Below are 25,979 nucleotides of genomic sequence, written 5' to 3'. Positions count from 1 at the left end.
AACCGGCGCGCCGCACTTTGCCGGGAGCGCTATTGCGCGGTCAGCGTGGCGCGCCCGAGGTCTCGGGTTGCAGCGCTGGCGGCTCGAAGGCCCGCACCGCCGGCGCCTCACCGTGCCAGCGTTCCACCTGCACCAAGGCCGACAGCGCGCTCGGGCCCTGCGCGAGCCGCGACGTGCCCACGTCCACCGTCAGCACGTTGGGATTGCCATGACGCTCCAGCGCATCGTCCTGTGGATCGAACCAGGCGCCGGTGGGCATCACCACCACGCCGCGCAGCAGGTCGGCGCTGAGTTGCGCGCCGCCGAGGCAGGCGCCGCGGTCATTGAAGATGCGCACCACATCGCCCTGCGCGATGCCGCGTGCGGCGGCGTCGTCGGGATGCAGCAGCACCGCCTCGCGGCCGGCGACCTTGTGGGCGCGGGTGGCCTGCGCCGGGTCCAGTTGCGAGTGCAGCCGGTCGGCGGGCTGGCAAGTGACCAGGTGCAGCGGCCAGCGCGCCGCGCGTTCGGCGCCCAGCCATTCCACCGGCGGCAGCCAGGCCGGATGCGGCGGGCAGTCGTCATAGCCGAACTCGGCGATCGCCGCGCTGTGCAGTTCGAGACGGCCGGAGCGGGTCTTGAGCGGATGCGCGGCGGGATCCTCGCGGAACTGCTCGAACAGCACGAAGTCGCGCGTGGGCGGCGGCAGCGCCACGTGGCCGCGCTCCCAGAATTCATCGAAGGCCGGCAGCGTCAGTTGCGCGGCTTCCCAGGCCGGCCGCATCTGTTCGTAGATGTGGCGGATCCAGGCCATCTCGTCGCGGCCTTCGGTGAAGGCCCGCTCGAAACCGCCGCGCGCGGCCAGTTCGCGGTAGATGTCGAAGTCGTTGCGGCTGTGGCCCACCGGCGCCAGCGCCTGCCGCATCGCGAGCAGGTAGCGGTCGCGCGACGAGCCGCCGATGTCGTTGCGTTCGAGCGTGGTGGTGGCCGGCAGCACGATGTCGGCGCGCCGCGCCGTCGGCGTCCACCAGGGTTCGTGCACGATGATGGTCTCGGGCCGCGTCCAGGCCCGCGCCAGGCGGTTCAGGTCCTGGTGGTGGTGGAACGGGTTGCCGCCGGCCCAGTAGACCAGGCGGATGTCCGGATAGATGCCGGTCCTGCCGTTGAACTCGTACGGCTCGCCCGGCTGCAGCAGCATGTCGGTCAGGCGCGCCACCGGGATCGACACGCCAGCCGGATTGCGCCCCGCGCGCATCTCCGGCGCGGGCAGGTCGGGGCGCGGATTGCCGGCGCCGTTCATCGAGCCGTGGCCGAAGGCGAAACCGCCGCCGGGCAGGCCGATCTGGCCCAGCAGGGCGGCCAGCGCCACGCTGCCCCAATAGGGTTGTTCGCCGCGATGGCCGCGCTGCAGCGACCATGAGCAGGACAGCAGCGTGCGGGTGCCGGCCGCTTCCAGCGCCAGCGCGCGGATGGTGGCGGCGGGCACGCCGCAGATGCGTTCGGCCCATTGCGCGTTCTTGGGCTGGCCGTCGGCGCGGCCCAGCAGGTAGTCCGCATACTGCTCGAAGCCGTTGCAGCAGCGGGCCAGGAAGTCGCGGTCGTGGCGGCCCTCGGCCAGCAGGGTGTGGGCCATGCCCAGCATCATCGCCGCGTCGGTGTTCGGCCGTATCGGGATCCATTCGGCCGCCAGCGCCTCGGGCGCGTCGGCGCGCGTGGGGCTGACCACGACCGCGCGCATGCCGGCTTGCCGTGCCCGCGCCAGCCAGCCGGGCGCGCTGTGGTCGCCCGCGCCACCCGAGGCGATCTGCGTGTTGCGCAGCGGGATGCCGCCGAACGCGATCAGCAGCCGCGTGTGCCCGACCACGCTGTTCCAGTCGGTGATGCGGCCGGTCACGGGCGCGTAGGTGCCGATGATGTGCGGCAGCAGGAACTGCGCCGCGCCCCAGCTGTAGTTGCCCGACTGGTCGACGCAGCCGCCGCCGGCGTACAGGAAACGGTGCGTCAGCGTGCGCGCATGGTGCAGGCGGCCGGCCGACGACCAGCCGTACGAGCCGCCGAAGATGGCGGTGGGGCCATGCTGCGCGCGCACCCGTTGCAGTTCGTCGTGCACCAGCGCCAGGGCGGTGTCCCAATCGACCTCCACATAGCCATCCACGCCGCGCAATTCGGGCGCGCCGCGGTGCCTGAGCCAGCTGGCGCGCACGGCGGGGCGGGCGATGCGCAGCGACGAATGCACCATGTCGGGCATCGCGTGGATAAGCGGGGACGGGGCCTGGTCGTGCGCGAACGGCTCGCAGCCCACGACGCGGCCGTCGCGCACCAGCGCAGTATAGGCGCCCCAATGGGAGAGGGACGGATAACGGGAGATCGCTTCGGTCATGCGGGCGCTGCCGTGAAAAGCGTATTGTTATGGAAATCCTCATAACTTAACCGCATTGCCTTAGAAAATCTTTGTCTTTCGGGCGTCCTGAAAGTGTGGAAAATAGAAAAATTTTCGGGGCCGCTCTTCCTATACTGCATAAGCAGCAAGGGGAATGGTCAGGTGCAGGCGCCAACCACCGCGCGCCAGCCTGGCTTTTTTGATTGAGCAGTCCATCCGCATGTGGAGCAGGTCATGAGCAAAATGAAAATCCAGGGGTCCTTCGTCGCCATCGTCACGCCGTTCAATCGCGACGGCAGCGTCGATTTCAGCGCCTTCCGCAGCCTGTTGAAGTTCCAGGAAGACAACGGCACCGCCGCCGTGCTGATCATGGGCTCCACCGGTGAAGTCTCGCTGCTGTCGCCCGAAGAGCGGCGCCAGGTGATCGTCGAGACGGCCAAGATGAAGACCGGCAGGATGAAGCTGTTCTACGGCTGCACCGGCAACAACACCGATACCACCATCGACTACCTGAAGTTCGCGCGCGCCAACGGCGCCGACGGCGCGATCCTGGCCGCGCCGGCCTATATCTGCGCCTCCGAAGCCGACACCGAAGCCTATTTCCTCGAAGTGGCCGACGCCACCGACCTGCCGCTGGGCATCTACAACAACCCGCCCCGGGTCAAGAGCGACCTGCACTGGGACCAGCTGCTGCGCATCTTCAAGCACCCGAACTACGTGGTGCACAAAGAATCGACCACGCGCGTGGGCCAGGTGGCGCAGGTGCTGCGCGGCCGTCCCGACGTGTCGGTGATGTGCTGCGACTCGCCCAACCTGGGGCTGGTGGTGCCCACCATGAGCCTGGGCGGCCACGGCACCGCCAACATGACCGGCAACATCGCGCCGGCCGAGATGGCCGAGATTTCGCGTCCCTGGGACACGCCGGACGTGTCGGTCAGCTTCCGCGAAGGCTACCTGGGCCTGCTGCCGATGCTGCATTACTCGTACTCCGCCATCAACCCGGTGGCGATCAAGTCGCTGATGAAGGCGGTGGGCCTGCCGGTCGGCGACCTGCGCCGTCCGCTGCGCGGCCTGGAGGGCGACGCCCTGGCCAAGGGCCTGCGCATCGTGCGCGAGCTGGGGCTGGACACCAAGTACGGCTTCAGCTCCGCGCAGCTCAAGGCGGCCTGATTCCCCTGTTCCGGCGGCGATAGCCGCCGGATTCATTTTTGACGACCCACGCCACCGGCCGCGAGCGTCGCGGCCGGTGGCGTGGGCGGCCCCTGCGCGCCCGAAACGGATGCGTCATCGCCAAGAGAGACCCCACCATGTTCCATTGCCCGTCCCGCCCCGCGCCGCTCAAGCGGCTGTTCAGCGCCGCCCTGCTGGCGTTGGGCCTCACTACCACCGCCGCCGCGCTGGCCGCCGACAGCTATCCGCAGCGCCCCATCACGCTGGTGGTGCCGCATCCGCCGGGCGGTTCCGTCGACGGCGTGGCGCGCCTGTACGCCGAGCAACTGGGCAAGGAACTGGGCCAGTCGGTGGTGGTGGAAAACCGCGCCGGTGCCTCGGGCATGATCGGCGCCGCCTATGTGGCGCGCGCGGCGCCCGATGGCTACACGCTGTACCTGAATGCGTCCATCCACGCGATCAATCCGCTGCTGTACAAAAAGACCATCAAGTTCGATTCGGTCAAGGATTTCACGCCCATCAGCGAACTGGCGCAGGGCGCGCTGATCTTCAGCGTCAACCCCAAGGTGCCGGCCGACAACGTGCAGGACCTGGTCAAGCTGCTCAAGGCCGAGCCGCAGAAGTATTCCTTCGCCACCACCGGTTTCGGCTCGGCCGGCCACCTGGCCGCGGCCTCGTTCCTGCATGAAAACGGCCTGGAGCAGATTCCCATCGTGCTGTATCGCGGCGGCGGCCCGGCGCTGTCGGACCTGGTCGGCGGCCAGGTGCAGGGGCTGATCGACCCGATGCTGTCGTCGCTGCCGATGGTGCGCGCCGGCAAGCTCAAGGCGGTGGCGCTGACCGGCGCCGACCGCAGCCCCCTGCTGCCGGACCTTGCCACCATGAAGGAGCAGGGCCAGAAGAACTTCGAGTTCTATTCCTGGTACGGCGTGTGGGGGCCGGCCAACCTGCCTGAACCGGTGCTGCGCAAGCTGGAGGCGGTGTCGGCCAAGGTGATGGCCAGCCCGAAGATCGTCGAACAACTGAACGGGCTGGGCTTCGAGCCGTCGGTGAAGAACTCGGCGGCGTTCGCCAGGTTCATCGATGCCGAGATGAAGCGCTACCAGGTCATCATCGACCAGGCCAACATCCACATCACGGAATGACGGGGGCCACACCGCCCCGATACTGCGACGGGCTGAGGCCGTAGCGGCGTTGGAACGCCTTGGCCAGCTGCGTTTCCGACCGAAACCCGGCAGCCCGCGCCAGGCGCTTGAGCGGCTGGCCCGCGTCCAGCCCCGCGCGCACCGCTTCGAGCCGTAGCGCCTCGAGAAAAGCCCGTGGCGTATAGCCGGTGTCGCGCGTGAAGCCGCGATGGAAGGTGCGTGGCGCCTGGCCGGCCAGTGATGCCATGCGTTCGACATCGATGGCTTCGGCCAGATGGTCGCGCAGCCAATCGACCAGTTCGCCGTAGGCGCCGGCCTGCCCCTCGAGGATCGTCGAGTATTGCACCTGGTTGCCGCTGCGCCGCAGCGCCAGGTTCAGCTGCCTTGCCACTCGCGCCGCCAGCCAGCGGCCCGCGTCCTGTTCGACCATGGCCAGGCACATGTCGATGCCGGCAGTGACGCCGCCCGAGGTCCAGAATCGGTCGTCCTGAACGTAGAGCGCCTCCGGCTCCACCTGCAAGCCATGGAAGTGGCGCGCCAGCAATTGCGCCGAAGCCCAATGCGTTGCCACGCGCCGGCCGGCCAGCATGCCCCAATGGGCCAGCAGGAAGGCGCCGGTGCACACCGAAGCCAGGCGCCGCGTCCGCGTGCCGGCCTGGCCGACCCACGCGCGCAGGGTTTCGTCAACGGCGGCCTGCATCAGCCCTTCGCGCTCGCCGCCGGCGATGATCAATGTATCGACCGTGGCCGGGTCGATGCCAGCCACTGCCTCGGTCTGCAGCGTCAGGCCATTGGACAGCGTGACCGGTCCGCCCCGGGCCGACAGGAGGGCGACGCGATACCGTGCGTCCAGGCCCAGCGCGCTGGCCATGGAGAAGACGTCGGCGGGGCCGGCCACGTCCAGGTGCTGCACCGTGGGATAGACGACGATGGCGACCAGGCGGGGCCTGCCGGCGGCGGAGTGTCGCGGCATGGGGAAGGCAAAGTGGCAATGCCGGCATCTTAACGCGGCCGGATGGCAGAAAATGACCGAATTCTGTCATTGCTGCCGAGCGTACGCTATCGCTAGGCTGTCGGAATTGGGGCGTGGCCTCGTTGCGGAAAAGGGTGGTTCATGGCGGTCGGATGGTGGCGAGCGGGTCTGGTATGCGTGTTAACGACCGTGGCCGTCGCCGCGGCCTGGTCGGTGTGGCGCGATCCTGGCGGGGTGCCCGCGCCGCCATCACCGCGCGGGCAGGCCGGGCCACTGACCGCTGCGCGGCCTGCCGCGGCGGGCCGCCTGCCGCGTGTCGCGGTGATCGGCCATAACGCCAACACCGAGCTGACCGACTTCGTGGTGCCCTACGCGGTGCTCAAGCGCTCGGGCGCCGCGGAGGTCTGGGCGCTGGCCCTGGATCCCGGACCAATACGGTTCTTTCCCGCCCTGCGGGCACAGCCGGATGCCGACATCGCCGCGTTCGACGCGCATTACCCGGACGGCGCCGACTACGTGATCGTGCCGGCCGTGCACGAAGACGCGGATCCGCGGCTGTCGGCCTGGGTGCGCGCGCAGGCCGGCAAGGGCGCCGTTGTCATCGGCATTTGCGACGGGGTGTGGGTACTGGCGCGGGCCGGCTTGCTGGACGGCCGTCAGGCGGTCTCGCATTGGTATTCGCGCTCGACGCTGGCGCGCGACTTTCCGGCGGTGCGCTGGCGCCAGGATCGCCGCTACATCGCGGACGGCGGGGTGGTGACCACCACGGGCGTCAGTGCTTCGATTCCCGTGTCGTTGGCGCTGGTCGAGACCCTGGCCGGCCGGCCGCGCGCGCAAACGGTGGCGCTCGAACTGGGCCAGGCGCACTGGGACGATGCCCATCCGGGCCAGGACTTTCAGCTCGGGCCGCGCCATATCTACACCGCGGCGCGCAATGCAACGGCCTTCTGGCGGCACGAGACGCTGCAGGCGCGGCTGACAGCGGGTACGGACGATCTGCGGCTGGCCCTGACTGCCGATGCCTATGCCCGCAGCTACAGGACCTCGGTGGTCGGGGTGGCCTCCGAGCCGGGCCCCGTAAGGCTGGCCAGCGGCCTGGCCTATCTGCCCGACCAGGTGTCGTCAGCGGACATGCCGTCGCTGCCCATGGACAACACGCTGGCGCCGACTCCCACGCCGTTGCTGGACGGGATTCTGCGTGGCATGAGCGCGCGCTACGGACGCGCCACCGCCGGCTTCGTGGCGCTGCAGTTGGAATATCCCATGAGGGAACCCTGATTGGGGGCGCCGCCGGAGGGACCGCGATGCGCCGCCTACGGCATCGTCCGGGCCGACAGCGGTTGGCGCGGCTGGACCGCCGCCGCCAGCGCCACCAGCAGCAACAGGCTGGCGGCGACCACGTAGGGCATCCATGGGCGCACGCCGTACAGCAACGTGCATACCAGCGGCGCCACCACCATCGCCATGCCCTGCACGGCGATCACCGAGCCGGCGGCGATGCCTTGTTCGTCGGCCGTGACGGCGTTGGCCGCCAGGGTCTGGATCGACGGGAACACCAGCCCCATGCCGGCGGCCATGATGGCATAGCACGCCACCAGCCCTCCGGCGCCGCCCAGCACCGGCACCAGCAGGAAGCCGACGCCGGACAGCAGGGCGCCGCCCGCCAGGCAGCGAGCCGCGTTCATGCGCCGCGCCTTGGCCAGTCCCACCTGCACCAGGATCAGCATGATGCCGACGGTGGTCATGGCCCATCCGGCCGTCCGTGCCGCGGGGCCGGGCTCCTGGCGCAGCGCGTCCATGGCATAGAAGCCGACGATCATCTGCGCGGTGATGACCGCGCTCATGGCCAGCAGCATGGCGGCCAGCGGCAGGCGCAGGCGCCGGTCGCTCAGCTTGAGCGGCGGCGTGACGCGCGGTTCGTGCGCGGCGTCGGACGGCAGTTTCGCGGCCAGCCACAGCGTGCCCAGCAAGGGCAGCACGGCGGCGATGTAGAGCGGCAGCGTCAGGCTGTCCTTGACCAGCAGGCCGCCGATGGCGGGCCCCAGCACCATGCCCAGGCCGTTGGCCGCGCCCAGCCTGGCCATCATGGCGCCGCGCTGCTCCGGCGCGGTGATGTCGGCGATGCGCGCGGCGCTGACGGTGGGCATGGCGGCGTAGAAGGCGCCGAGCAGGGCGCGCAGCGCCATCAGCGCCAACAGCGCCAGCCATGCCGGCGGCGGCTCGCGCAGCATCAGGTCCAGGCCGATGGCCAGCAGCAGGTAGCTGACGATGTAGCCGGCGGCGGCGCGCAGCAGCACGCGGCGGCGGCCGACGCGGTCGCTGCGGCCGCCCCAGTAGCGCGCCATCAGCATCCACAGCACGCCGGCCACGGTGACCACCAGCCCGCCATGCCATTCGGCCAGCCGCAGGCCGCGCACCACCGGGCCGATCACGGGCATGAAGGCCATGATGGCGGTCAGGCACAGGGTATTGAAGACGAACAGGGCGGCGGTCTCGTTCGGGCGGCGGACGGGGTCTGGCGTAGGTGTCATGAAAGACTGGATGAGGATGAAAATTGTTATCATCCAGGCCTGGCGGCGGCCGCGCTAGCGAATCCGCGCCGGAAATTGCGGAATTGGAACAAAATGGCCTCTCAGCCCCGTCTTGCCCCGGACCGCGGCGCGCCGCTCAGCGTGCAGGACCTGCTGCGCCTGCTGCCGCCGGACTGGCTCAGGATCCGCTCCCAGCACGAACTGCCGGGCGGCATCTCGATCGGCTGCCTGGACGGCCGGCCCGAATCGGACTGGGCCGCCAGCGGCGCGGCCGAGTCCAGCGTGGGCGTGGCGATCGTGCTGCAAGGCCAGTTCGGCCTGGGCTTCGAGGGCGGCACGGCCCTGCGCATCCAGCCGGGCAGCGTCATCCTGCACGGCACGGTCGAACCGGTGCCGGGCTGGGACGAATTCAAGGGCCGGCGCGACATCCGCGTGGTCGATATCCGTTTTTCTAGCGAAGCCATGCGCGCCCTGTGGTGGCGCACCTTGCGCCAGGTGCCGTCCGCCGCGTTCGCGGCCGATGGCAGCGTGCCGGCGCGCGACGCCCAACTGGCGACGCTGCCGCTGTGGCCCGGCCTGGCGCGCGTGGCCGGCGAGATCCTGGCCTGGAGCCAGGATCGTGGCGAGGTCGCCGCGCTGTATCTGCAGGGCAAGGCCCAGGAGGCGCTGGCCCTGACCCTGGCGCACCTGGCCGGCCGCGGCGCGGCCGACCAGCCGCCGCCCGCGGACCGCAGGCGGCTGGCCGAGGCCCATCGCCGCATCCAGCACGAATACGCCGATTGCGGCAGCGTGCGCCAGCTGGCGCAGGCCGTGGGGCTGAGCGAAAAACGGTTGCAGGCGGGCTTCATGTCGCTCTACGGGCAATCGGTGCATGGCTGCCTGCTGCAAGCCAGGATGGACGCGGCCGCCGGCCTGTTGCGGCGCGGCTGCTCGGTTACCGAAACCGCATACAGCATCGGGTTTTCCAGCCTCAGCCACTTCATCAAGGCCTTCAAGGCGCATCGCGGCGCCACGCCCAAGGCCTGGCTGCGCGGCGCTGCGCAATAGGCGCGGCCCGGTCGCGCCGCGCCGGCTTGGGGGGTAGCGGCAATACCGGTATCGCGGCTGGCCTTGCTGCGTGGAGCGAGGCTGGCAACAATCCCCGTTCACCGACTTCGCGCCCGACACCCCGAGGCTTTTTTCCATGACATCGTCCACCTCCCCGGAACGCGCCGACGCCGATGCGGCCGCGTCGGCCGGGAACATCCATTGGCGGCGCAACCTGGCCGTCTGTTTCGCCGGTTCGTTCAGCACCATCGTGGCGATGACGCTGCTGCTGCCGTTCCTGCCGCTGTACGTGGAGGAACTGGGCGTGCAGGGTCACGCCGCCATCGTGCAGTGGTCGGGCGTGGCCTATGGCGCCACCTTCTTCGCCGCGGCGCTGGTCGCGCCCCTGTGGGGCCGGCTGGGCGACCGCTACGGGCGCAAGCTGATGCTGGTGCGCGCGTCGTTTGGCATGGCGATCTGTATGTCGCTGACCGGCATGGTGCAGAGCGTGTGGCAGCTGGTGCTGTTGCGGCTGCTGGTGGGCCTGGCCGGCGGCTACGCGTCGGGTTCGACCATCCTGGTGGCGATGCAGGCGCCCAAGGCGCGCTCGGGCTGGGCGCTGGGCGTGCTGTCGGCGGGCATCATGGCGGGCAACCTGGTGGGCCCGCTGATCGGCGGCGGGCTGCCGCCGTTGATCGGCATCCGCGCCACCTTCCTTCTGGCCGGCGGCGTGATCTTCCTGGCCTTCCTGGCGACGGTGTTCCTGATCAAGGAGATGCCGCGCCCGGCCAAGCCCGCCAGGCAGGAAGGCAAGCGGCGCGGCGGCTGGGCCCAGATTCCCGACAAGCGGCCGGTGGCCGCGATGCTGGCGACGGGCATGCTGCTGATGTTCGCCACCATGTCGATCGAACCGATCATCACGGTGTACGTGGGCCAGCTGGTGGACGACCCGGCCCGCGTCACGCTGGTGTCGGGCGTGGTGATGTCGGCGGCGGCGCTGGGCGCCATCCTGTCGGCGTCGCGGTTGGGCCGGTTGGCCGACCGGGTCGGCCACTGGACCGTGATCATCGGCGCGCTGGCGGTGGCGGCGTTGCTGCTGGTGCCGCAGGCCTTCGTCACCGCCGGCTGGCAGCTGGTGGCGCTGCGCTTCCTGATGGGTTTGGCGCTGGGCGGGCTGCTGCCGTGCGTGACCAGCGTGATCCGCCACAATGTGCCAGACGGCGTCGGCGGCAACGTGCTCGGCATGTCGATCTCGGCGCAGTACGCGGGCCAGGTAGCGGGTCCCCTGCTCGGCGGATTCATCGGCGGGCATTTCGGCATGCCGGCCGTGTTCCTGGGCACGGCCGTGCTGCTAGCCCTGGGGGCGCTGGCCAATGCCGTGCTGCGGGCGCACCACCAGCGCGTCGCGGCCAGCGCGTAGCGGGGCGCGGACGCCGGGGGCACATGCCGCCCGGGCGCGGCGGCGTCCTTGCGCGTCGGCGCGTCAGAAGCCGGCCGAGCGCGCATCCATGACGTGGTCGATCAGGCCCCATTCGACCGCTTCCTCGGCGGTCATGTAGCGGTCGCGGTCGAGGCTGCGCTCGACGTCCTCATAGCTGCGGCCGCAATGTTCGGCATACAGGCGGATGATGCGCTGCTTGGTGCGCTGCATTTCCTCGGCGTGGATCAGCATGTCCGAGGCCTGTCCCTGGAAGCCGCCCAGCGGCTGGTGCACGTGCAGGCTGGCGTTGGCCAGCGCGGCGCGCTTGCCGGGCTCGCCCGCCATCAGCAGGAACGAACCCATCGATCGCGCCGTGCCCATGCACAGCGTGTGCACCGGCGATTTGATGAACTGCATGGTGTCGTACATGGCCAGGCCGCTGGTGATCACGCCGCCGGGCGAGTTGATGTACATGTGTATCGGCTTGCCGGGGTTCTCGGCTTCCAGGAACAGCAGCTGCGCGCACACCAGGGCCGAGACGGCGTCGTTGACTTCGCCGCTCAGGAAGATGATGCGTTCGCGCAGCAGGCGCGAGTAGATATCGAACGAACGTTCCCCGCGGCCGGACTGTTCCACCACCATCGGGACGAGCTGCATCGTTTCGCTCATGAGCGAACTCCTGTCTTGCGTGAAAAGGGAAGGGGGCGTCAGGCGGCGAGCTTGAAGCCGGACCAGGAATCGTTGGCCGCCTGCGGCGCCGGTTGCGTCAGGCGGGCGTCATCAGGGGTGTGGACGATGGTGAGGCGGGTGCCGCCATCGGCGGTGGGACTGAGCTGGAACGTCACCACGCTGGCCAGGCAGGGCGGCAGCGTCTCGCGCATGCGGTAGCGGACCTCGACGCCCGGGGTGGCGGCCAGCGGCTCGGTGTCGGCCAGCGCGCCGTCCGGCAGCCATTGCTCGCGCAGCGCCGGGATGCTGATGGCGCGCCAGACTTTCTCGGGGGGCGCGTCCAGCTCGTAATCGAGCACCAGCGCCGTGTCCTGCCGGGTGGGATCCGCGGGGGTCATTGGTCCATTTCCTTGAGCAGTGTCTTCAGGGCGTCGACGCGCGCCGGCCAGTAGGCGCGGTACTTGGACATCCAGCCGGCGAGCAGCGCCAGGCCGTCCGGATCGACCTGGTAGTTGACGAAGCGCCCCTGGCGTTCCTCGCGCACCAGGCGCGCCTGGCGCAGCACCGCCAGGTGTTGCGAGACCGCGGGCTGGCTGATGTCCAGGCCCGCGCGCAGCGCGCTGGCGTTCATGGCGCCCGCGGCGAGCTTGTCGAAGATCGCGCGGCGGGTGGGGTCGGCCAGGGCCTTGAAGATGTCGTTTTCCATCATGGCAACACATTAGCAAACACTTATGTGTTGTGCAAGCCCCCGATGAATTTGCGCCCGGGCCGTCCGGCTCAGTGGATGGTGCGGGCGGCCTTGCGGGCGCGCTTGATGTCGTACATGCGGGCATCGGCCAGGCGCACGGCTTCCTCGGCCGACAGGCCGCGCGGGTCCAGCGCCACCACGCCGACGCTGGCGCCCTCATACGGAAGGGTGACCTCGCCGAGCTGGTAGCGGCCGACGGTGGCGGCGGCGGCGCGATCTTCCAGCGAGCGGGCGGCTTCCTCGGCGTCGCCGCGTTGCGCCTCGTGCCCCGGCGCCGCGTCGCCGCGCGCCAGGGCCGGGCCGGGGCCGATCAGCACGAATTCGTCGCCGCCCAGCCGGCCCACCATGTCGGAGGCGCGCAGCGTCATTGCCAGGCGTCGCGCGATTTCCTGCAGGAAGACGTCGCCCTGCTGGTGGCCGTGGGTGTCGTTGATGCCCTTGAAGCCGTCCAGGTCGACCACGCCCACCAGCACGCTGCCGCCTTCGCGCAGGGCGCGGCCGCGCAGCCGGTCCAGTTCTTCGTACAGGGCGCGGCGGTTGGGCAGGCCGGTGAGCGGATCGGTCAGCGCAAATGCCAGCAGCCTGGCGTTGGCATCGCGCAGTTGGGCGACGAGCTGCTCGCGTTCCAGGAAGCTGGCGATCACATTGGAGAAAAGCCGCAGGATCGATTCGGCCTGTGGCGCGATCGGCCGCTGGCTGGCGCTGGCGCCGCACAGGGTGCCCAGCAGCAGGCCGTCGTCGGTGCGGATGGGCGCGCTGACGTAGGTCTGGATGCCGAGCTGGCGCGCCGCCTCGGAGTCGGGCCAGCAGGCGCCGACGTCGCTGGTGGCCATGCGGCCCTCGTCCAGCGCGCGCTTGCACAGCGTGTCCGACCACGGCACCGACAGGCCTTTCGGAATCTGTAACGTGCCGGCATTGCGCGCGTAGCGTACCTGCTGCCGGTCGGCCTGCGGGTCGATCGACGTGAGGTAGGTGGATTCCAGCCCGGTCACGGCGCCGAGCACGTCCAGGAGGGGGCGGGTCAACTGTTCGACCGACTTGGCGGCCTGCAGCGACGCCGACAGTTCGGCGAGTATCGGGTCCAACGAAAGCTCCCTGCGTATCACTGGCGTGACCAAACCGGTTCCAAGGCGGCCCGGCCCGTCGACGCATCCCACGCCGCGCATCGCGGTCTTGCCGCCCATTATGCCCTGCCGGGATTGTCTCGCCATGTCGTTTGCGTACGCGCAGGGTTCGACGCGCGCCGGGCCTAAAGTCCCTTGCCGCCTTGCCGTAAGCCTGGGTGGCGCGGACCTTTTATCGCGTACCTGGATACCCGTGCCCTCCGGCACGGGCAGTTGCAGTAAGAAGACAAGCATGAAAATCACCTCGTTGCGCAACAGGATCCTGTTGATCACCTGTTTCACCGTCATCGGCGCGCTGGTGCTCTCGGGCATCGCGATCTATCAGATCGTGCGCGACAACATGATGGCGACCATCTCCGCGGACCTGGACGCCATCGCCGCCGGCAACGCCAGCGCCATCGAACGCTGGTCCGCCGACAAGGCCCAGGCCGTGACCGCCACCGCCGCCGTGGTCGAAAAGGGCGATCCGCGCGGCCTGACCAGACTGATGGGCGAAACCAACGGCTTTCCCATCACCAGTATCGGCTGGAGCGACAAGACCTACTTCTCCACCGCGCAGACGCCGCCCGACTATGATCCGACCGCGCGTCCCTGGTACAAGAGCGCGGTGGCCGCCGGCAAGCTGGCCGTGACCAAGCCATACGGCGATTCGGGCACCGGCAAGCCCTACGTGGCCTTCACCGCGCCGATCGTGCGCAACGGCCAGACCACCGGCGCCATCAGCGGCGCGGTGGCGCTGGACGGTATCAAGGACGTCATCAAGGTCATCCGGCCGACGCCGTCCAGCACCGCGTTCGTGCTGGCGACCGATGGCCAGGTGATTTCGCACGTCGATGACAAGCTGGCGCTCAAGCCGTCGACCGACGTGGCGGCCGGCCTCACGCCGGCCGTGCTGGCCGACATGGCGCGCGACGGCGCCGCGCCGCTGGCGTTGAGCCTGAACGACGCGCCCAAGCTGCTCAAGGCGCGCCGCATCCCCGGCACCGATTGGTTCCTGGTGATCGCGCTGGACGAGGCCGAGGCCACCGCGGGCCTGGCGCAGGTGTTCAACGCCACCCTGATCTCGATGGTGGTGCTGACGCTGGTTGCCGTCGTGCTGGCCAGCGTGGTGACGTCGCGCGCCTTCAAGCGCCTGTCCGCGGTGCGCGATGCGATGGACACCATCGGCTCGGGCGAAGGCGACATGACGCACCGGCTGGCCGTGGTGGGCCATGACGAAGTGGCGCAGATCTCCGCTTCATTCAACGCCTTTGTCGACAAGATCAGCCACGTGATGCTCGACGTGCGCAACGGCGTGCATTCGATGACCTCGGCCACGCGCGAGATCGAGATGGGCAACCGCGACCTCTCGCAGCGCACCGAGGTATCGGCCGGCTCGTTGCAGGAAACCTCGTCGGCGCTGACCGAATTGACTTCCAGCGTGCGCCAGACCGAGGAGGCCGCCGAGCACGCCACGCGCCTGGCGACCGAGGCCAGCCTGGCGGCCGAGCGCGGCGGCCAGGTGGTGACCGATGCCGTCACCACCATGGGCGCCATCGCGCAGTCGTCCGAGCGCATCACCGAGATCATCAGCGTCATCGACGGCATTGCGTTCCAGACCAACATCCTGGCGCTGAACGCGGCGGTGGAAGCGGCGCGCGCCGGTGAGCAGGGCCGCGGCTTTGCCGTGGTGGCCGGCGAAGTCCGCACGTTGGCGCAGCGCAGCGCCGCCTCGGCGCAGGAGATCCGCGCGCTGATCCAGGCTTCGGTACAGAACGTCAAGAGCGGCACCGAGCGGGTGCAGGCGGCCGGCTCAACGATGCAGGAGATCGTCGAAGGCGTGTCGCGCGTGCAGAAGCTGGTCAGCGAAATCCACGGGGCCATGGCCGAGCAGAGCGTGGGCATCAGCCAGATCGACCGCAGCGTTTCCGACATGGATCAGGCCACCCAGCAGAACGCCGCGCTGGTGGAACAGTCGGCGGCGGCGTCCGCCATGTTGAGCGATCAGGCCGGCGCGCTGGCCGGCACGGTGGCCCTGTTCAAGTTGCGGGAAAACTTGCGGGTTGCCGCGCCCGAGCGGATCGCGCTGCCCGCCTGACCGCTTTGCCCGATGTGGCGACGCCTGTCGCCACGCGCCGCGATCGCTATCGCGGTTGGCGCCGGCCCCTGCCGGTGATGCGGGCGGCGGCCTCGGCCGATTGTTGGACGGCCCGGTCGCCGCGCCACCGCAGATCCGCTTCATAGTCCCGCAAGGCCTGCCCCAGCGGCAGGCCTTTGCACACCTGCGCCAGCCGCGTCGCCAGCGATTGCGCATCGGCCAGGGCGGTGTTGGCGCCCAGGCCGCCCGCCGGGCTCATCGCATGCACCGCGTCGCCCAGGAAAGTCAGCCCGGCTTGCGTCCATTGCGGCAGGGGCGGCGCCTGGTAGACGGTCTTGAGCGCGATGCCGCGCGGGTCGCTGGCGGCCACCATGGCGGCCAGCGCGGGATGCACCGGCGCCAGCAGGCGCTGCGCGGCCTGTTGCCAGAGGACGCCCGTCGTCGTGTCGTCCTGCCGGTTCGCGCTGATCGCGGCGTCGTCCGCGCCCAGCACCGCGCTGCGCTCGCCGATGATCGCCCAGTACTGGTAGCCGGGCACCGCCGTCAGCGCGCAAGCCGGCGCGAGGCGTTGCGCCAGCGCCGGCAGCGCCGCCAGTTTCATGGCGTCCAGCACCAGCGCGTAGCCGGCGCCGAACACCACGCCGGCGCCGTCGCGCAGGTCCGGCGGCAGGCCATCGGGCACGAGGCTGCCGGCCGGCGCCATGCCGAAGATCGTCACCGTGCCGCTGTCCTCGGGCGCCGCTTGCGGCAGATGCTGGCGCCGCAGCGCCGAATGCACGCCGTCGGCGGCCACCACCAGCGTGCCGGGCCGCGCGCGGATGCCTTCCAGGCGCGGGCCGCCGTCATCCATGCCCACGCAGCCGTGGCCGAAATGCACGCGCCCGTCCAGGCCGGCCAGCAGGATCTCGCGCAGCGTCTGCCGGTGCGCCGAGCGGTCGGGCGGGGCGTCGGCGTCGTCCAGGCGCCAGGTGGCGGAGGCGCGTTGCGGCAGCGGCCGCAGTTGCGCGTCGAGCATGGCGCCCGGGCGGTCGTGGGTCGAGCAACTGTGCTGGAACAGGGCGTAAAGGTCCGGCGGCAGGCAGTGCGCCAGAGCCGCCTGGCCGCTGGCGTCGATGCGCAGGCGGTAGCCCTGCACCCGGCTGTCGGTGCGCGCGTCGCGCTCGTAGACGTCGAAGTCGATGCCGGCGCGCGCCAGCCCCTGCGCCAGGCACAGGCCGCCCAGGCCGGCGCCGATGATGGAAACGTGGAGATTCTGCATAATGTCCTCGAAGCAGGCCGGCGTTGCCGGCACCCATACAGCTTGCGCGCAAGCGCGTCCCCGCCGGTAATGCCGGCGCGCCAACAAATCATGCGAACCCGCCAGACCGCAGCCCCCGCGCCCGACTACAGCGAATTGCTCGACGGCCCGGCCGTGTGCGTGTTCCATGGCGCCGACGCGCCAGGCAGCGAATTCCGCCTGGGCTCGCGCGAATACGATTGGCACGCGCATGCCCGCGGACAGTTGTTCGGGGTGGATAGCGGCGCGATGCGGGTGCGCACCGAGGCCGGCTCATGGTTGCTGCCGCCGCAGCGCGCGGGCTGGATCCCGCCGGGGCTGCGGCATCGGGTCAGCGTGGTGGGCGCGGCCAGCGGCTGGGTGGCGCTGGTGCATCCGCGGGCCGCCGCGGCCCTGCCGACGTCGCCCTGTGTGCTGGGGGCGGATGGGGTGTTGCGCGCCATGGTGCTGCGCGCGGCCGATTGGCCGGACAAGCTGGCGCTGGACCCGGCGCGCGCGCGCTTCGCGGCGGTGTTGCTGGACGAGATCGAGGCGGCGCCGCGCGAGCGCCTGCACCTGCCATGGCCGCGCGACCGCCGGCTGGCTCGGCTTGCGCAAGTCCTGGCGGACGACCCGGCCGACAACCGGCCGCTGGAAGCACTGGCCGCGCGGGCTGGGCTGGCGCCGCGCACCGCGCAGCGCCTTTTCCGCGAGGAAACGGGATTAGGCTTCGCGCAGTGGCGCCAGCAACTGCGGCTGATCCACGCGCTGGAACGCCTGAGCGCGGGCCAGCCGGTGGCGCAGGTGGCCGACGCGCTGGGCTACGCCACGCCCGGCAATTTCATCGCCATGTTCAAGCGCGCCTTCGGCACGACGCCGGGGCGCTATCTGCGAGCGCCGCTGGACGAGGGCGACGCCGCCGTCGCCTGAGCCGCGCCGGGGCGCGTGGCGTCTCGCTCGCTACCGGCCCCTTACTCCGCCAGCTTGCGCATCTCGGCGATCAGGTCCGCCTTGCCCTCGAAGCCGATGCCGGGCAGTTCGGGCAGGGTGACGTGGCCGTTGTCGACCCGCACGCCGTCGGGGAAGCCGCCGTAGGGCTGGAACAGGTCCGGATAGGATTCATTGCCGCCCAGCCCCAGGCCGGCGGCGATGTTCAGCGACATCTGGTGGCCGCCGTGCGGAATGCAGCGGCTGGCCGACCAGCCGTGCTGGCGCAGCATGTCCAGCGTGCGCAGGTATTCCACCAGGCCATAACTCAGGGCGCAGTCGAATTGCAGCCAGTCGCGGTCCGGCCGCATGCCGCCGTAGCGGATCAGGTTGCGCGCGTCCTGCATCGAAAACAGGTTCTCGCCGGTGGCCATCGGCTTGTCGTAGTAGTTGCGCAGCGTGGCCTGCAGTTCGAAGTCGAGCGGGTCGCCGGCTTCCTCGTACCAGAACAGGTCGTACTGCGACAGCGCCTTGGCGTAGCGGATCGCGGTGTCCAGGTCGAAGCGGCCGTTGGCGTCGACCGCCAGTTTCCTGCCGTCGCCCAGCACGCCCAGGATGGCGTCGATGCGGCGCAGGTCTTCGTCCAGCGAGGCGCCGCCGATCTTCTTCTTGACCACGGTATAGCCGCGGTCGACGTAGCCGCGCATCTCGTCCTTGAGCTTGCCCAGGTCCTGGCCCGGGTAGTAGTAGCCGCCCGCCGCATAGACGAACACGCGGCGGTCGGGGCGGCCGTTGCCGTAGCGCTCGGCCAGCAACTGGAACAGCGGCTTGCCGGCGATCTTGGCGACCGCGTCCCACACCGCCATGTCGATGGTGCCGATGGCGACCGAGCGTTCGCCATGGCCGCCGGGCTTCTCGTTGACGTACATCGCGTTCCAGATGCGGTGCGGATCGAGGTTGTCGCCGCTGTCGTCGAGCAGGCTGGCGGGGTCGGCCTCCAGCACGCGCGGGATGAAGCGTTCGCGCATCAGCGTGCCCTGGCCATAGCGGCCGTTGGAATTGAAGCCGTAGCCGATCACGCGCCGGCCGTCGCGCACCACGTCGGTCACCACCGCCACCAGGCTCAGCGTCATCTTGCTGAAGTCGATGTAGGCGTTGCGGATCGGGGAACTGATCGGGACGGTCTTCTCGCGGATTTCGACGATTTTCATGGTGTCTCCTGGCCGTGCGGCGGATGGGAAAAACCGTAGATTATTGGCTTGAAGGCGCATTATGATTCGCTATCAGGCACTACTTTATTAACTGAAAGTTAAAGATTCCGGCGCTCGTTGCCCGTCGCCGGCCTCGTCCCGATGAGGCGTTCCCCGCCGTGAACCACGATCTGGCATCTTCCCTGGAGTTCTTCGTGCTGCTGGCGCGCCACCGCAACCTGTCGACGGTGGCGCGCCAGCTCGACCTGACGCCGCCGGCGGCCACCAAGCGCCTGGCGCAACTGGAGGCGCGGCTGGGCGTGCGGCTGGTGAACCGCACCACCCGCAGCATCAGCCTGACGCCCGAAGGCGAAACCTACCTGCATTACGCCACGCGCATCCTGGCCGACGTGCGCGAAATGGAAGAGGTGGTGTCGTCCAGCGGCTCGGTGCCCAAGGGCCTGTTGCGCATCAATGCGACGCTCGGCTTCGGCCGCACGGCGATCGCGCCCATCGTGTCGGAGTTCGCCCTGCATCATCCGCAGGTCGAGGTGCAGCTGGACGTGACCGACCGGCCGATCGACCTGGTGGAAAGCGGCGTGGACCTGGGCATCCGCTTCGGTGCCTTGCCCGACCAGCGCCTGGTGGCGCGCCGCGTCCTGTCGAACCGGCGCTTCCTGTGCGCGGCGCCGCGCTACCTGGCGCGCCACGGCACGCCGGCCAGCCTGCGCGACCTGGCCGACCACCAATGCATCATCCACCGGCAGAACGAGGACGCCTACGGCGTCTGGCGCTTCACGCGCGACGGCCGCGCCGAGACCGTGAAGGTGCACGGCGCGCTGTCCAGCAACGATGGCGACATCGTGCTGAACTGGGCGCTGGACGGCCATGGCATCCTGGTGCGCTCGGAGTGGGACCTGGCCAAGTACCTGGAAAGCGGGCGCTTGCGCGTGGTGCTGCCCGAGTTCATCCTGCCTTCGGCCGACCTGTTCGTGTACTACCCCAGCAAGCGCGACCTGTCGGCGCGCACACGGGCGTTCATCGATTTCCTGATGGCGCGTTTCGCGTAGGCCAGGCCGGGGAGCGAAGGCGCGCCGGTCGGCGGCATGCGCGGGGGCGGACGCTAGGCGAACCGGTAGGCGAGCACTTCGTCGCCGGCCGCGTCGATCTCGCCCGTGGGCGCCCAGCCCAGCCGCCGGTAGAAGCCATGCGAGCGCACGCCCGGATCGGCCGCGCAGCTCAGGAACAACCTTTCATGGCCCAGCGCCCGCAGCGTTCGCATGACCTGCCCGAGCAGTTCGCGGCCGATGCCGCGGCCCTCGTAGGCCGGCAGCAGGGCCAGCACCAGGATCTCGCCGCTGTCGCGATCGCCGAAGCAATAACCCGCCATCACGCCGTCGGCCAGCGCCACCACGCCCGGCAGCGCGCCGTCGCGGATGCCGTCGCGCCAGCTTTCGACGGTGATGCCCAGGGCGCGCAGGTCCTCGGCCGAGAAGGCGTTCTCGCGGGTGCGGCCGCGCAGGTCGATGCAGGCAGCGGCGTCGTCGGGATGGGCTGGGCGGTAATGCAGGTTCATGTCGGGTGTCGTCTATCGGAAGAGGGCGCGGCCGGCGCGCCGCGCAAGGCTGGGGCGGGGATCAACCGCCGAGCGCCGCCAGGTTCAGCGTGTGGCTGTGGCCGATCCACAGCGCGCAGTCGCGGTGATCGCGCAGCGATTCGCCGGTGTTCGGATGCAGGAACACGTCCAGCAGGCCATGGTTCAGCGCCAGCCAGGTGAGCACGCGCGGCAGCGCGGCCGGCGCGAAGGCGAGCTGGTAGCTCCATTGTGGATGCGGGCCGACCGGGCGCTCGTGGAAGCGGCCCATCTGGATGCTGTCGCCGAATGCGTCCAGCGCCTGTGCGCGCAGCGCCCAGGCCGCGTCGCGGCTATCGGCGTTGAAGTAGACGTGGGCGTGCCAGCTGTCGACGATGGCGGGGTCCAGGATCATGGTGGTCAACCTCCGGCGCGCTTGGCGCGATGGCCGAGTTTTTCGAGCGCGGCCAGGATGCGGTCGCAGTGATCGCCCTGCACCTCGATGACGCCGTCCTTGACGGTGCCGCCGGAGCCGCAGGCGGTGCGCAACTGCTTGCCCAGCGCCGCCAGCGCGTCGTCGTCCAGCGGCAGGCCCTTGACGACGGTCACGGCCTTGCCGCCGCGGCCCTTGGTTTCGCGCGACACGCGCGCGCCGCCCGGCGCCGGAACCGGGCGGGACGCCGCCTGGCATTGGCAGTCGGCGAGCGGGCGCCGGCATTGGGGGCACATGCGGCCGCCGTCGGTGGAATAGACGAGTCCGCCCTTGGAGCTGCTTTTCATGGGTATTGCGTGATGTTGCGGTTCAGGCGGCCATTATGCCGGAGCGGCCGCCGCCAGGCGCCGCCGGAGCCGCGCGCGCCGCGTTCATTCGTCGAAGCCGCGAGGCCCCAGCGATTCGACCAGGTAGTCGATGAAGGACTTGATGCGCGAGGAGATCGCGGTATTGCGGTAATAGACCGCATTGACCGGCTGGCGCACGTCCAGCGTCTGGCGCGGGAACAGCTGGCGCAGCGCGCCGGACTGGCGGTCGGCGCGCGTCATGAAGTCGGAAAGGCAGACGATGCCGGCGTCGTTCAGCGCCAGTTGCCGCAGCGTCTCGCCGCTGAACGAGCGGATCGACGGCTGGATGTGCAGCGGCTGGCCGTCGGCGTCCTCCAGCGGCCATTCGTTCAGCGATTCCAGTTGCGAGAACCCCAGCAGCGTGTGCTCGCGCAGATCGGCTACCCGCTTGGGCGTGCCATGCGCCGCCAGGTAGCCGGGGCTGGCCAGCACCCGCACGCGGCTGCGGCCGATGGGCACCGCGTGCAGCGACGAATCCTTCAGGCTGCCGATGCGCAGCGCCAGGTCGGTACGGCGCTCCAGCAGGTCGATGTTGCCCTCGTTGCTGTTCAGCTCCAGCTCGACCTTGGGATAGCGCTGGCGGTAGCCCGGCACTAGCGGAACGATGACGTGCAGCATGAAGGGCGAGGCGGCGTCGACCCGCAGGCGGCCGGCCGGCTGGTTGCGGCGCGCGCGCATCTGTTCCTCGGTCTCTTCGACCGCGGCGATGATCTTGCGGGCCTGCTCCAGGTAGGCGCTGCCTTCCTCGGTCAGCTCCAGCCGCCGGGTGGTGCGGCGCATCAGCGTGGTCTGCAGCTTTTCCTCCAGCCGCGTCATGGTGCGGCTGGTGGCGGAAATGGTCTGCTGCAGCGCATCGGCGGCGGCGGTGATCGAACCGCAGTCCACGATGGCGATAAAGACCTGCATTTCGTCGAGTGTCGTCTTCATATTTGACGTTATATCAAAAGTATTTCGCCAATACCGGGCTTATTCCGCAAGGATCGAGCGGGCACACTGGATGCATTCCAACACTTACCCAGGAGTTTTACATGAGCATCCCGTCTTTTGGCGTCGGCACTTTCCGCCTGCAGGGCCAGGTCGTCATCGATTCCGTGCGCAACGCGCTGGACGTCGGCTACCGCGCCGTCGACACCGCCCAGATCTATGAAAACGAAGCCGAAGTGGGCCAGGCCATCGAGGCCAGCGGCGTCGCCCGCGCCGACCTGTTCGTGACCACCAAGATCTGGGTGCCGAACTATGGCCGCGCCAAGCTGGTGCCCAGCCTGAAGGACAGCCTGGCCAAGCTGCGCACCGACTACGTCGACCTGACCCTGATCCACTGGCCCGCGCCCGGCAACGGCGTGGCCATCGCCGAGATGATGGCCGGCCTGATGGACGCCCGCGAGCAGGGCCTGACGCGCCAGATCGGCATTTCCAACTTCCCCATCGCCGAGACCCGCGAAGCCATCGCCGCCGTCGGCAAGGAAGCGATCGCCACCAACCAGATCGAGCTCAGCCCGTATCTGCAGAACCGCAAGCTGGTGGACTTCCTGAACGAACAGGGCATCCACGTCACGTCGTACATGACGCTGGCCTACGGCAAGGTGCTCAAGGACCCCGTGATTGGCCAGATCGCGCGGCGCCACAACGCCACGCCGGCGCAGGTGGCGCTGGCCTGGGCGCTGCAGCGCGGCTTCGCCGTGATCCCGTCGTCCACCAAGCGCGAGAACCTGGCGAGCAACCTGCTGGCCCGCGACCTGCGCCTGACCGACGCCGACATGGCGCAGATCGCCGCGCTGGAACGCAATGGCCGCGAAGTCAGGCCCAACGGCCTGGCCGCGGCCTGGGACTGAGGCGCGCCATGGACAACGCGCTTTCGAGCCTGACCGCGGGCGGCTTCAGCATCGGCCTGGAAGCGCCCCTGGACAACGACTGGACCGCCGCCGGCGAGCAGGCGCGGCGCCAGGCCGGCCGCCTGCCCGGCGAGCCCGACCTGCAACGCCACGCCGACCTGGCCGTGCTGGCCGACCGGCTCGGCTTTCGCGCCCTTTGGGTGCGCGACGTGCCGCTGTACGACCCGGCCTTCGGCGACGCCGGCCAGGTGTTCGAGATCTTCACCTACCTGGGTTACCTGGCGGGCGTCACGCGCGACATCCTGCTGGGCACCGCCGCGGTGGTGCTGCCGCTGCGCGAGCCGCTGCTGACGCTCAAGTCCGCCGCCAGCGTGCAGCGGCTGAGCGGCAACCGCCTGCTGCTGGGCGTGGCCAGTGGCGACCGGCCGGTGGAGTATCCGCTGTTCGGCCGCGATTTTCCCAATCGCGGCGCCGCTTTCCGCGAACAGGTGGCGCTGCTGCGCCAAGGCGCGCGCGGCAGCCTGCCCGATGGCCTGGACGTGCTGCCGCGGGCGCCGGCGCCGCCGCTGCTGGTGGCGGGCCTGGCGCAGCAGACGCCGGCCTGGATCGGTGCGCACATGGATGCCTGCCTGGCCTATCCCGGCGCGCCCGACGACCATGCGCGGCGCAGCGCCGCCTGGCGCCAGGTGGCCGGCGACAAGCCCTATGCCAGTTTCATCCACCTGGACCTGGCCGAGGACCCGGACGCGCCGCTGCGGCGCTTTCGCTTCGGCGCGCAGGCGGGCCGCCACGCGCTGGCGCGGGAACTTCATGCGCTGCGCGCCGCGGGTGTGCAGCACATCGGCCTGCACCTGCGGCGCAACCAGCGGCCGCTGGCCGACACGCTGCACGAGATCGCCGAGCACGTGCTGCCGCAGTTCCATGGCGGCGTGCCGGCCTCGCAAGCGGAAACCACGGCCGCCTGAGCCTCTCGCGGCCTATCAACACAAGGAGCAAGCACCATGAAGCTATTCATCACCGGCGCCAGCGGATTCATCGGCGGCGCGGTCGCTACCTCGATGGTCAAGGCCGGCCATGAGGTCCGCGGCCTGATCCGCAACCCCGAGCGCGCCGCCGAGCTGCGCGGTTTCGGCATCGAACCGGTGCTGGGCACATTGGACGACGCGGCGCTGCTGGCGGCCGAGGCGCGCGCCGCCGACGCCGTCATCAACGCGGCCGACAGCGACCACCGTGGCGCCGTCGAGGCCCTGCTGGGCGCGCTGGCCGGCAGCGGCAAGGCGTTCATCCACACCAGCGGCAGCAGCCTGGTCGCCGACGACGCGTTGGGCGAGCCGTCCGACGCGGTGTTCGACGAAACCACGCCGGTGGCGCCGGTGCCGGGCAAGGCCGCGCGCATCGCCATCAACGACCTGATCCTGGCCAGCGCGCCCGGCGTGCGCAGCGTGGTGCTGTGCCACAGCCTGATCTACGGTTCGACCGAGGGGCCGCGCGCCGAAAGCGTGCAGATTCCGCCGCTGGTGGCGCAGGCCCGCGCAAGCGGCATCGCGCGGCACGTCGGCCGCGGCCTGAACCGCTGGTCCAACGTGCACGTCGCCGACGTAGCGGCGCTGTACCGGCTGGCTCTGGACAAGGCGCCGGCCGGCAGTTTCTATTTCGTCGAGAACGGCGAGGCGGCCTTCGTCGACCTGGTCGGCGCCATCGGCCAGGCGCTGGGGTTGGGGCCGGCCCAGGCCTGGGATCCGGCGCAGGCGGTGGCCTACTGGGGCAAGGACCTGGGCGCCTACGCGCTCGGTTCCAACAGCCGGGTGCGGGCGGGCAAGGCGCGCCGCGAGCTGGGCTGGGCGCCGGTCCATGACGACGTGATCGCCTGGGTGCGCCAGGCCATCGCCTGACGCGGGGGCGGCGCGGGCGGCGTCCACAGGGTGGGCCAAGGGCGTAACGCCGTCAGCAAAACGCCAACCGAGTTGCGGTAAGGTGATCGCTCCCTTCAGAGATTCCGCACGGAGCAGAACTTGAAATACCGCAAACTCGGCCGTACCGACCTGGACGTCAGCCTGATCGGCCTGGGCACCATGACCTGGGGCGAGCAGAACACCGAGGCCGAGGCCCACCAGCAGCTGGACTACGCGCTGGAGCGCGGCGTCAACCTGGTCGACGTGGCCGAAATGTACCCGGTGCCGCCCAAGCCCGAAACCCAGGGCCTGACCGAAACCTACATCGGCACCTGGCTGGCGCGCAGCAAGCGCCGCCAGGACATCGTGCTGGCCAGCAAAGTGGCCGGCCCGGTGCGCGATCCCAAGCGTCCCGGCCACATCCGCGACGGCAAGACCTTCCTGGACCGCAAGAACCTGACCGAGGCGCTGGACGCCAGCCTCAAGCGCCTGCAGACCGACTACCTGGACCTGTACCAGCTGCACTGGCCCGACCGCACCACCGCCACCTTCGGCCAGCTCTCGTATCCGTGGGTCAAGGACGAGCACACCGTGCCGATCGAGGAAACCCTGTCGGTGCTGCAGGACTTCGTCAGCGCCGGCAAGGTGCGCCACGTGGGCGTCTCCAACGAAACGCCGTGGGGCGTATCGCAATTCCTCAAGGCCTCCGACAATCTCGGCCTGCCGCGCATCGCCTCGATCCAGAACGCCTACAGCCTGCTCAACCGCGTCTACGAGATCGGCCTGTCCGAATTCACCCACCACGAAGGCGTGGGCCTGCTGGCCTATTCGCCGCTGGCCATGGGCATGCTCTGCGGCAAGTACCTGGACGGCGCGCGTCCGGCCAACGCCCGCCTGACGCTGTACACGCGCTTCACCCGCTACAGCAACCCGCAGGCCGAGGCCGCCACCCGCGAATACGTGGAGCTGGCGCGCCAGCACGGCATTTCGCCGACGCACCTGGCGCTGGCCTGGATCAATCAGCGTCCGTTCGTCACCAGCAACCTGATCGGCGCGACCAATCTGCAGCAATTGAAGGAGAATATCGACAGCGTCGATGTTGAACTGCCGGCCGACGTGCTGCAGGCCGTCGACCAGATCCACGTGCGCCACCCGAACCCGGCGCCCTGATCCCGCCCAACGCGGGCAGGCGCGAAAGGGGGCGCGAGCCGGTCACCCAGGGGGCACG

The 25,979-nt window shown here is 69.9% G+C and carries 25 protein-coding genes; 12 read left to right on the top strand and 13 right to left on the bottom strand.

What is annotated here, in order from left to right; all coding sequences use genetic code 11:
- Positions 1 to 40: 40 nt before the first annotated feature.
- Positions 41 to 2,359: a molybdopterin-dependent oxidoreductase gene (locus ACUTAG_RS09375; protein ID WP_446650099.1), complete on the bottom strand. Its 2,319-nt coding sequence runs from the start codon at positions 2,357 to 2,359 to the stop codon at positions 41 to 43.
- Positions 2,360 to 2,593: 234 nt separating this feature from the next.
- On the opposite strand from ACUTAG_RS09375, the gene ACUTAG_RS09370 reads away from it, so the two are divergent.
- Both ACUTAG_RS09370 and ACUTAG_RS09365 read left to right on the top strand, forming a co-directional pair.
- Positions 2,594 to 3,529, top strand: a complete 936-nt coding sequence (locus ACUTAG_RS09370; RefSeq protein WP_020926474.1) for a 4-hydroxy-tetrahydrodipicolinate synthase family protein — start codon at positions 2,594 to 2,596, stop codon at positions 3,527 to 3,529.
- A 137-nt stretch (positions 3,530 to 3,666) separates the two neighbouring features.
- Positions 3,667 to 4,674 carry a Bug family tripartite tricarboxylate transporter substrate binding protein gene (locus tag ACUTAG_RS09365; RefSeq protein ID WP_020926476.1) on the top strand — a complete coding sequence of 336 codons (1,008 nt, stop codon included), beginning with the start codon at positions 3,667 to 3,669 and terminating at the stop codon, positions 4,672 to 4,674.
- Here the strand turns inward: ACUTAG_RS09365 and ACUTAG_RS09360 are convergent.
- Positions 4,664 to 5,647 carry a GlxA family transcriptional regulator gene (locus ACUTAG_RS09360; RefSeq protein ID WP_446650098.1) on the bottom strand — a complete coding sequence of 328 codons (984 nt, stop codon included), beginning with the start codon at positions 5,645 to 5,647 and terminating at the stop codon, positions 4,664 to 4,666. The two genes, ACUTAG_RS09365 and ACUTAG_RS09360, sit on opposite strands and share 11 nt — an antisense overlap.
- A gap of 177 nt (positions 5,648 to 5,824) precedes the next feature.
- Between ACUTAG_RS09360 and ACUTAG_RS09355 the strand changes: the two genes are divergently transcribed.
- Positions 5,825 to 6,925: a DJ-1/PfpI family protein gene (locus ACUTAG_RS09355; RefSeq protein WP_446650097.1), complete on the top strand. Its 1,101-nt coding sequence runs from the start codon at positions 5,825 to 5,827 to the stop codon at positions 6,923 to 6,925.
- A 35-nt stretch (positions 6,926 to 6,960) separates the two neighbouring features.
- Here the strand turns inward: ACUTAG_RS09355 and ACUTAG_RS09350 are convergent, their stop codons facing one another.
- Positions 6,961 to 8,178, bottom strand: coding sequence for an MFS transporter (locus ACUTAG_RS09350; protein ID WP_446650096.1), 1,218 nt, complete (start codon positions 8,176 to 8,178; stop codon positions 6,961 to 6,963).
- Positions 8,179 to 8,271: 93 nt separating this feature from the next.
- Here ACUTAG_RS09350 and ACUTAG_RS09345 point away from each other — a divergent pair, with 93 nt between their 5' ends.
- Complete coding sequence (locus ACUTAG_RS09345) at positions 8,272 to 9,225, top strand: helix-turn-helix transcriptional regulator (RefSeq protein WP_026384098.1); 954 nt, start codon at positions 8,272 to 8,274, stop codon at positions 9,223 to 9,225.
- Between the two features lie 136 nt (positions 9,226 to 9,361).
- Positions 9,362 to 10,624, top strand: coding sequence for an MFS transporter (locus tag ACUTAG_RS09340; protein WP_446650095.1), 1,263 nt, complete (start codon positions 9,362 to 9,364; stop codon positions 10,622 to 10,624).
- Between the two features lie 63 nt (positions 10,625 to 10,687).
- Here ACUTAG_RS09340 and ACUTAG_RS09335 read toward each other — a convergent pair whose 3' ends face one another.
- From ACUTAG_RS09335 to ACUTAG_RS09320, 4 genes are all read right to left on the bottom strand, one after another.
- On the bottom strand, positions 10,688 to 11,293 hold the full coding sequence (locus ACUTAG_RS09335) for an ATP-dependent Clp protease proteolytic subunit (RefSeq protein WP_006384598.1): 606 nt from the start codon (positions 11,291 to 11,293) through the stop codon (positions 10,688 to 10,690).
- A gap of 38 nt (positions 11,294 to 11,331) precedes the next feature.
- On the bottom strand, positions 11,332 to 11,691 hold the full coding sequence (locus ACUTAG_RS09330) for an SRPBCC family protein (RefSeq protein WP_020926482.1): 360 nt from the start codon (positions 11,689 to 11,691) through the stop codon (positions 11,332 to 11,334).
- Complete coding sequence (locus tag ACUTAG_RS09325; RefSeq protein WP_006384596.1) at positions 11,688 to 12,002, bottom strand: ArsR/SmtB family transcription factor; 315 nt, start codon at positions 12,000 to 12,002, stop codon at positions 11,688 to 11,690. The genes ACUTAG_RS09330 and ACUTAG_RS09325 overlap by 4 nt, the downstream gene beginning before the upstream one ends.
- 68 nt (positions 12,003 to 12,070) lie before the next feature.
- A complete protein-coding gene (locus tag ACUTAG_RS09320; protein ID WP_446650094.1) occupies positions 12,071 to 13,126 on the bottom strand; it encodes a sensor domain-containing diguanylate cyclase in 1,056 nt (351 codons plus the stop codon).
- 271 nt (positions 13,127 to 13,397) lie between these two features.
- On the opposite strand from ACUTAG_RS09320, the gene ACUTAG_RS09315 reads away from it, so the two are divergent.
- Positions 13,398 to 15,242, top strand: a complete 1,845-nt coding sequence (locus tag ACUTAG_RS09315) for a methyl-accepting chemotaxis protein (RefSeq protein ID WP_047991782.1) — start codon at positions 13,398 to 13,400, stop codon at positions 15,240 to 15,242.
- A gap of 46 nt (positions 15,243 to 15,288) precedes the next feature.
- Here ACUTAG_RS09315 and ACUTAG_RS09310 read toward each other — a convergent pair whose 3' ends face one another.
- Positions 15,289 to 16,500: an FAD-dependent oxidoreductase gene (locus tag ACUTAG_RS09310; RefSeq protein WP_446650093.1), complete on the bottom strand. Its 1,212-nt coding sequence runs from the start codon at positions 16,498 to 16,500 to the stop codon at positions 15,289 to 15,291.
- A 90-nt stretch (positions 16,501 to 16,590) separates the two neighbouring features.
- Here ACUTAG_RS09310 and ACUTAG_RS09305 point away from each other — a divergent pair, with 90 nt between their 5' ends.
- On the top strand, positions 16,591 to 17,427 hold the full coding sequence (locus tag ACUTAG_RS09305) for an AraC family transcriptional regulator (RefSeq protein WP_238920025.1): 837 nt from the start codon (positions 16,591 to 16,593) through the stop codon (positions 17,425 to 17,427).
- 41 nt (positions 17,428 to 17,468) lie between these two features.
- Here ACUTAG_RS09305 and ACUTAG_RS09300 read toward each other — a convergent pair whose 3' ends face one another.
- On the bottom strand, positions 17,469 to 18,635 hold the full coding sequence (locus tag ACUTAG_RS09300; RefSeq protein ID WP_024070314.1) for a mandelate racemase/muconate lactonizing enzyme family protein: 1,167 nt from the start codon (positions 18,633 to 18,635) through the stop codon (positions 17,469 to 17,471).
- A 158-nt stretch (positions 18,636 to 18,793) separates the two neighbouring features.
- On the opposite strand from ACUTAG_RS09300, the gene ACUTAG_RS09295 reads away from it, so the two are divergent.
- Positions 18,794 to 19,684 carry a LysR family transcriptional regulator gene (locus tag ACUTAG_RS09295; protein WP_006387332.1) on the top strand — a complete coding sequence of 297 codons (891 nt, stop codon included), beginning with the start codon at positions 18,794 to 18,796 and terminating at the stop codon, positions 19,682 to 19,684.
- Between the two features lie 53 nt (positions 19,685 to 19,737).
- Here ACUTAG_RS09295 and ACUTAG_RS09290 read toward each other — a convergent pair whose 3' ends face one another.
- The 4 genes from ACUTAG_RS09290 to ACUTAG_RS09275 form a co-directional block, all read right to left on the bottom strand.
- Complete coding sequence (locus ACUTAG_RS09290; protein WP_024070313.1) at positions 19,738 to 20,190, bottom strand: GNAT family N-acetyltransferase; 453 nt, start codon at positions 20,188 to 20,190, stop codon at positions 19,738 to 19,740.
- A 61-nt stretch (positions 20,191 to 20,251) separates the two neighbouring features.
- On the bottom strand, positions 20,252 to 20,602 hold the full coding sequence (locus tag ACUTAG_RS09285) for a DOPA 4,5-dioxygenase family protein (protein WP_054437910.1): 351 nt from the start codon (positions 20,600 to 20,602) through the stop codon (positions 20,252 to 20,254).
- A 5-nt stretch (positions 20,603 to 20,607) separates the two neighbouring features.
- On the bottom strand, positions 20,608 to 20,967 hold the full coding sequence (locus ACUTAG_RS09280; RefSeq protein WP_006387337.1) for a translation initiation factor Sui1: 360 nt from the start codon (positions 20,965 to 20,967) through the stop codon (positions 20,608 to 20,610).
- A gap of 84 nt (positions 20,968 to 21,051) precedes the next feature.
- A complete protein-coding gene (locus ACUTAG_RS09275; RefSeq protein ID WP_020926490.1) occupies positions 21,052 to 21,954 on the bottom strand; it encodes a LysR substrate-binding domain-containing protein in 903 nt (300 codons plus the stop codon).
- Positions 21,955 to 22,055: 101 nt separating this feature from the next.
- Here ACUTAG_RS09275 and dkgB point away from each other — a divergent pair, with 101 nt between their 5' ends.
- The 4 genes from dkgB (at position 22,056) to ACUTAG_RS09255 (ending at position 25,921) form a co-directional block, all read left to right on the top strand.
- Entirely contained in the window at positions 22,056 to 22,859 is an 804-nt protein-coding gene (gene dkgB / locus ACUTAG_RS09270; RefSeq protein ID WP_446650092.1) for a 2,5-didehydrogluconate reductase DkgB, read from the top strand.
- 8 nt (positions 22,860 to 22,867) lie between these two features.
- Positions 22,868 to 23,824, top strand: a complete 957-nt coding sequence (locus ACUTAG_RS09265) for a TIGR03571 family LLM class oxidoreductase (RefSeq protein ID WP_238920024.1) — start codon at positions 22,868 to 22,870, stop codon at positions 23,822 to 23,824.
- Positions 23,825 to 23,860: 36 nt separating this feature from the next.
- Positions 23,861 to 24,751, top strand: a complete 891-nt coding sequence (locus ACUTAG_RS09260; RefSeq protein WP_238920023.1) for an NAD-dependent epimerase/dehydratase family protein — start codon at positions 23,861 to 23,863, stop codon at positions 24,749 to 24,751.
- Positions 24,752 to 24,871: 120 nt separating this feature from the next.
- Entirely contained in the window at positions 24,872 to 25,921 is a 1,050-nt protein-coding gene (locus ACUTAG_RS09255; protein WP_446650091.1) for an NADP(H)-dependent aldo-keto reductase, read from the top strand.
- The last annotated feature ends 58 nt before the right edge of the window (positions 25,922 to 25,979 follow it).

Source organism: Achromobacter sp. CSND-B12 (assembly GCF_052906545.1).
The sequence above is the reverse complement of the archived record's forward strand: the minus strand, read 5'-3'. Positions and strand labels throughout refer to the sequence as shown.

What these genes read in the sequence shown, in the direction of transcription:
- ACUTAG_RS09375 (WP_446650099.1), bottom strand. Translation starts at nt 2,359, where the DNA reads ATGACCGAAGCGATCTCCCGTTATCCGTCCCTCTCCCATTGGGGCGCC.
- ACUTAG_RS09370 (WP_020926474.1), top strand. Translation starts at nt 2,594, where the DNA reads ATGAGCAAAATGAAAATCCAGGGGTCCTTCGTCGCCATCGTCACGCCG.
- ACUTAG_RS09365 (WP_020926476.1), top strand. Translation starts at nt 3,667, where the DNA reads ATGTTCCATTGCCCGTCCCGCCCCGCGCCGCTCAAGCGGCTGTTCAGC.
- ACUTAG_RS09360 (WP_446650098.1), bottom strand. Translation starts at nt 5,647, where the DNA reads ATGCCGCGACACTCCGCCGCCGGCAGGCCCCGCCTGGTCGCCATCGTC.
- ACUTAG_RS09350 (WP_446650096.1), bottom strand. Translation starts at nt 8,178, where the DNA reads ATGACACCTACGCCAGACCCCGTCCGCCGCCCGAACGAGACCGCCGCC.
- ACUTAG_RS09345 (WP_026384098.1), top strand. Translation starts at nt 8,272, where the DNA reads ATGGCCTCTCAGCCCCGTCTTGCCCCGGACCGCGGCGCGCCGCTCAGC.
- ACUTAG_RS09340 (WP_446650095.1), top strand. Translation starts at nt 9,362, where the DNA reads ATGACATCGTCCACCTCCCCGGAACGCGCCGACGCCGATGCGGCCGCG.
- ACUTAG_RS09335 (WP_006384598.1), bottom strand. Translation starts at nt 11,293, where the DNA reads ATGAGCGAAACGATGCAGCTCGTCCCGATGGTGGTGGAACAGTCCGGC.
- ACUTAG_RS09330 (WP_020926482.1), bottom strand. Translation starts at nt 11,691, where the DNA reads ATGACCCCCGCGGATCCCACCCGGCAGGACACGGCGCTGGTGCTCGAT.
- ACUTAG_RS09325 (WP_006384596.1), bottom strand. Translation starts at nt 12,002, where the DNA reads ATGATGGAAAACGACATCTTCAAGGCCCTGGCCGACCCCACCCGCCGC.
- ACUTAG_RS09315 (WP_047991782.1), top strand. Translation starts at nt 13,398, where the DNA reads ATGAAAATCACCTCGTTGCGCAACAGGATCCTGTTGATCACCTGTTTC.
- ACUTAG_RS09310 (WP_446650093.1), bottom strand. Translation starts at nt 16,500, where the DNA reads ATGCAGAATCTCCACGTTTCCATCATCGGCGCCGGCCTGGGCGGCCTG.
- ACUTAG_RS09305 (WP_238920025.1), top strand. Translation starts at nt 16,591, where the DNA reads ATGCGAACCCGCCAGACCGCAGCCCCCGCGCCCGACTACAGCGAATTG.
- ACUTAG_RS09300 (WP_024070314.1), bottom strand. Translation starts at nt 18,635, where the DNA reads ATGAAAATCGTCGAAATCCGCGAGAAGACCGTCCCGATCAGTTCCCCG.
- ACUTAG_RS09290 (WP_024070313.1), bottom strand. Translation starts at nt 20,190, where the DNA reads ATGAACCTGCATTACCGCCCAGCCCATCCCGACGACGCCGCTGCCTGC.
- ACUTAG_RS09285 (WP_054437910.1), bottom strand. Translation starts at nt 20,602, where the DNA reads ATGATCCTGGACCCCGCCATCGTCGACAGCTGGCACGCCCACGTCTAC.
- ACUTAG_RS09280 (WP_006387337.1), bottom strand. Translation starts at nt 20,967, where the DNA reads ATGAAAAGCAGCTCCAAGGGCGGACTCGTCTATTCCACCGACGGCGGC.
- ACUTAG_RS09275 (WP_020926490.1), bottom strand. Translation starts at nt 21,954, where the DNA reads ATGAAGACGACACTCGACGAAATGCAGGTCTTTATCGCCATCGTGGAC.
- dkgB (WP_446650092.1), top strand. Translation starts at nt 22,056, where the DNA reads ATGAGCATCCCGTCTTTTGGCGTCGGCACTTTCCGCCTGCAGGGCCAG.
- ACUTAG_RS09265 (WP_238920024.1), top strand. Translation starts at nt 22,868, where the DNA reads ATGGACAACGCGCTTTCGAGCCTGACCGCGGGCGGCTTCAGCATCGGC.
- ACUTAG_RS09260 (WP_238920023.1), top strand. Translation starts at nt 23,861, where the DNA reads ATGAAGCTATTCATCACCGGCGCCAGCGGATTCATCGGCGGCGCGGTC.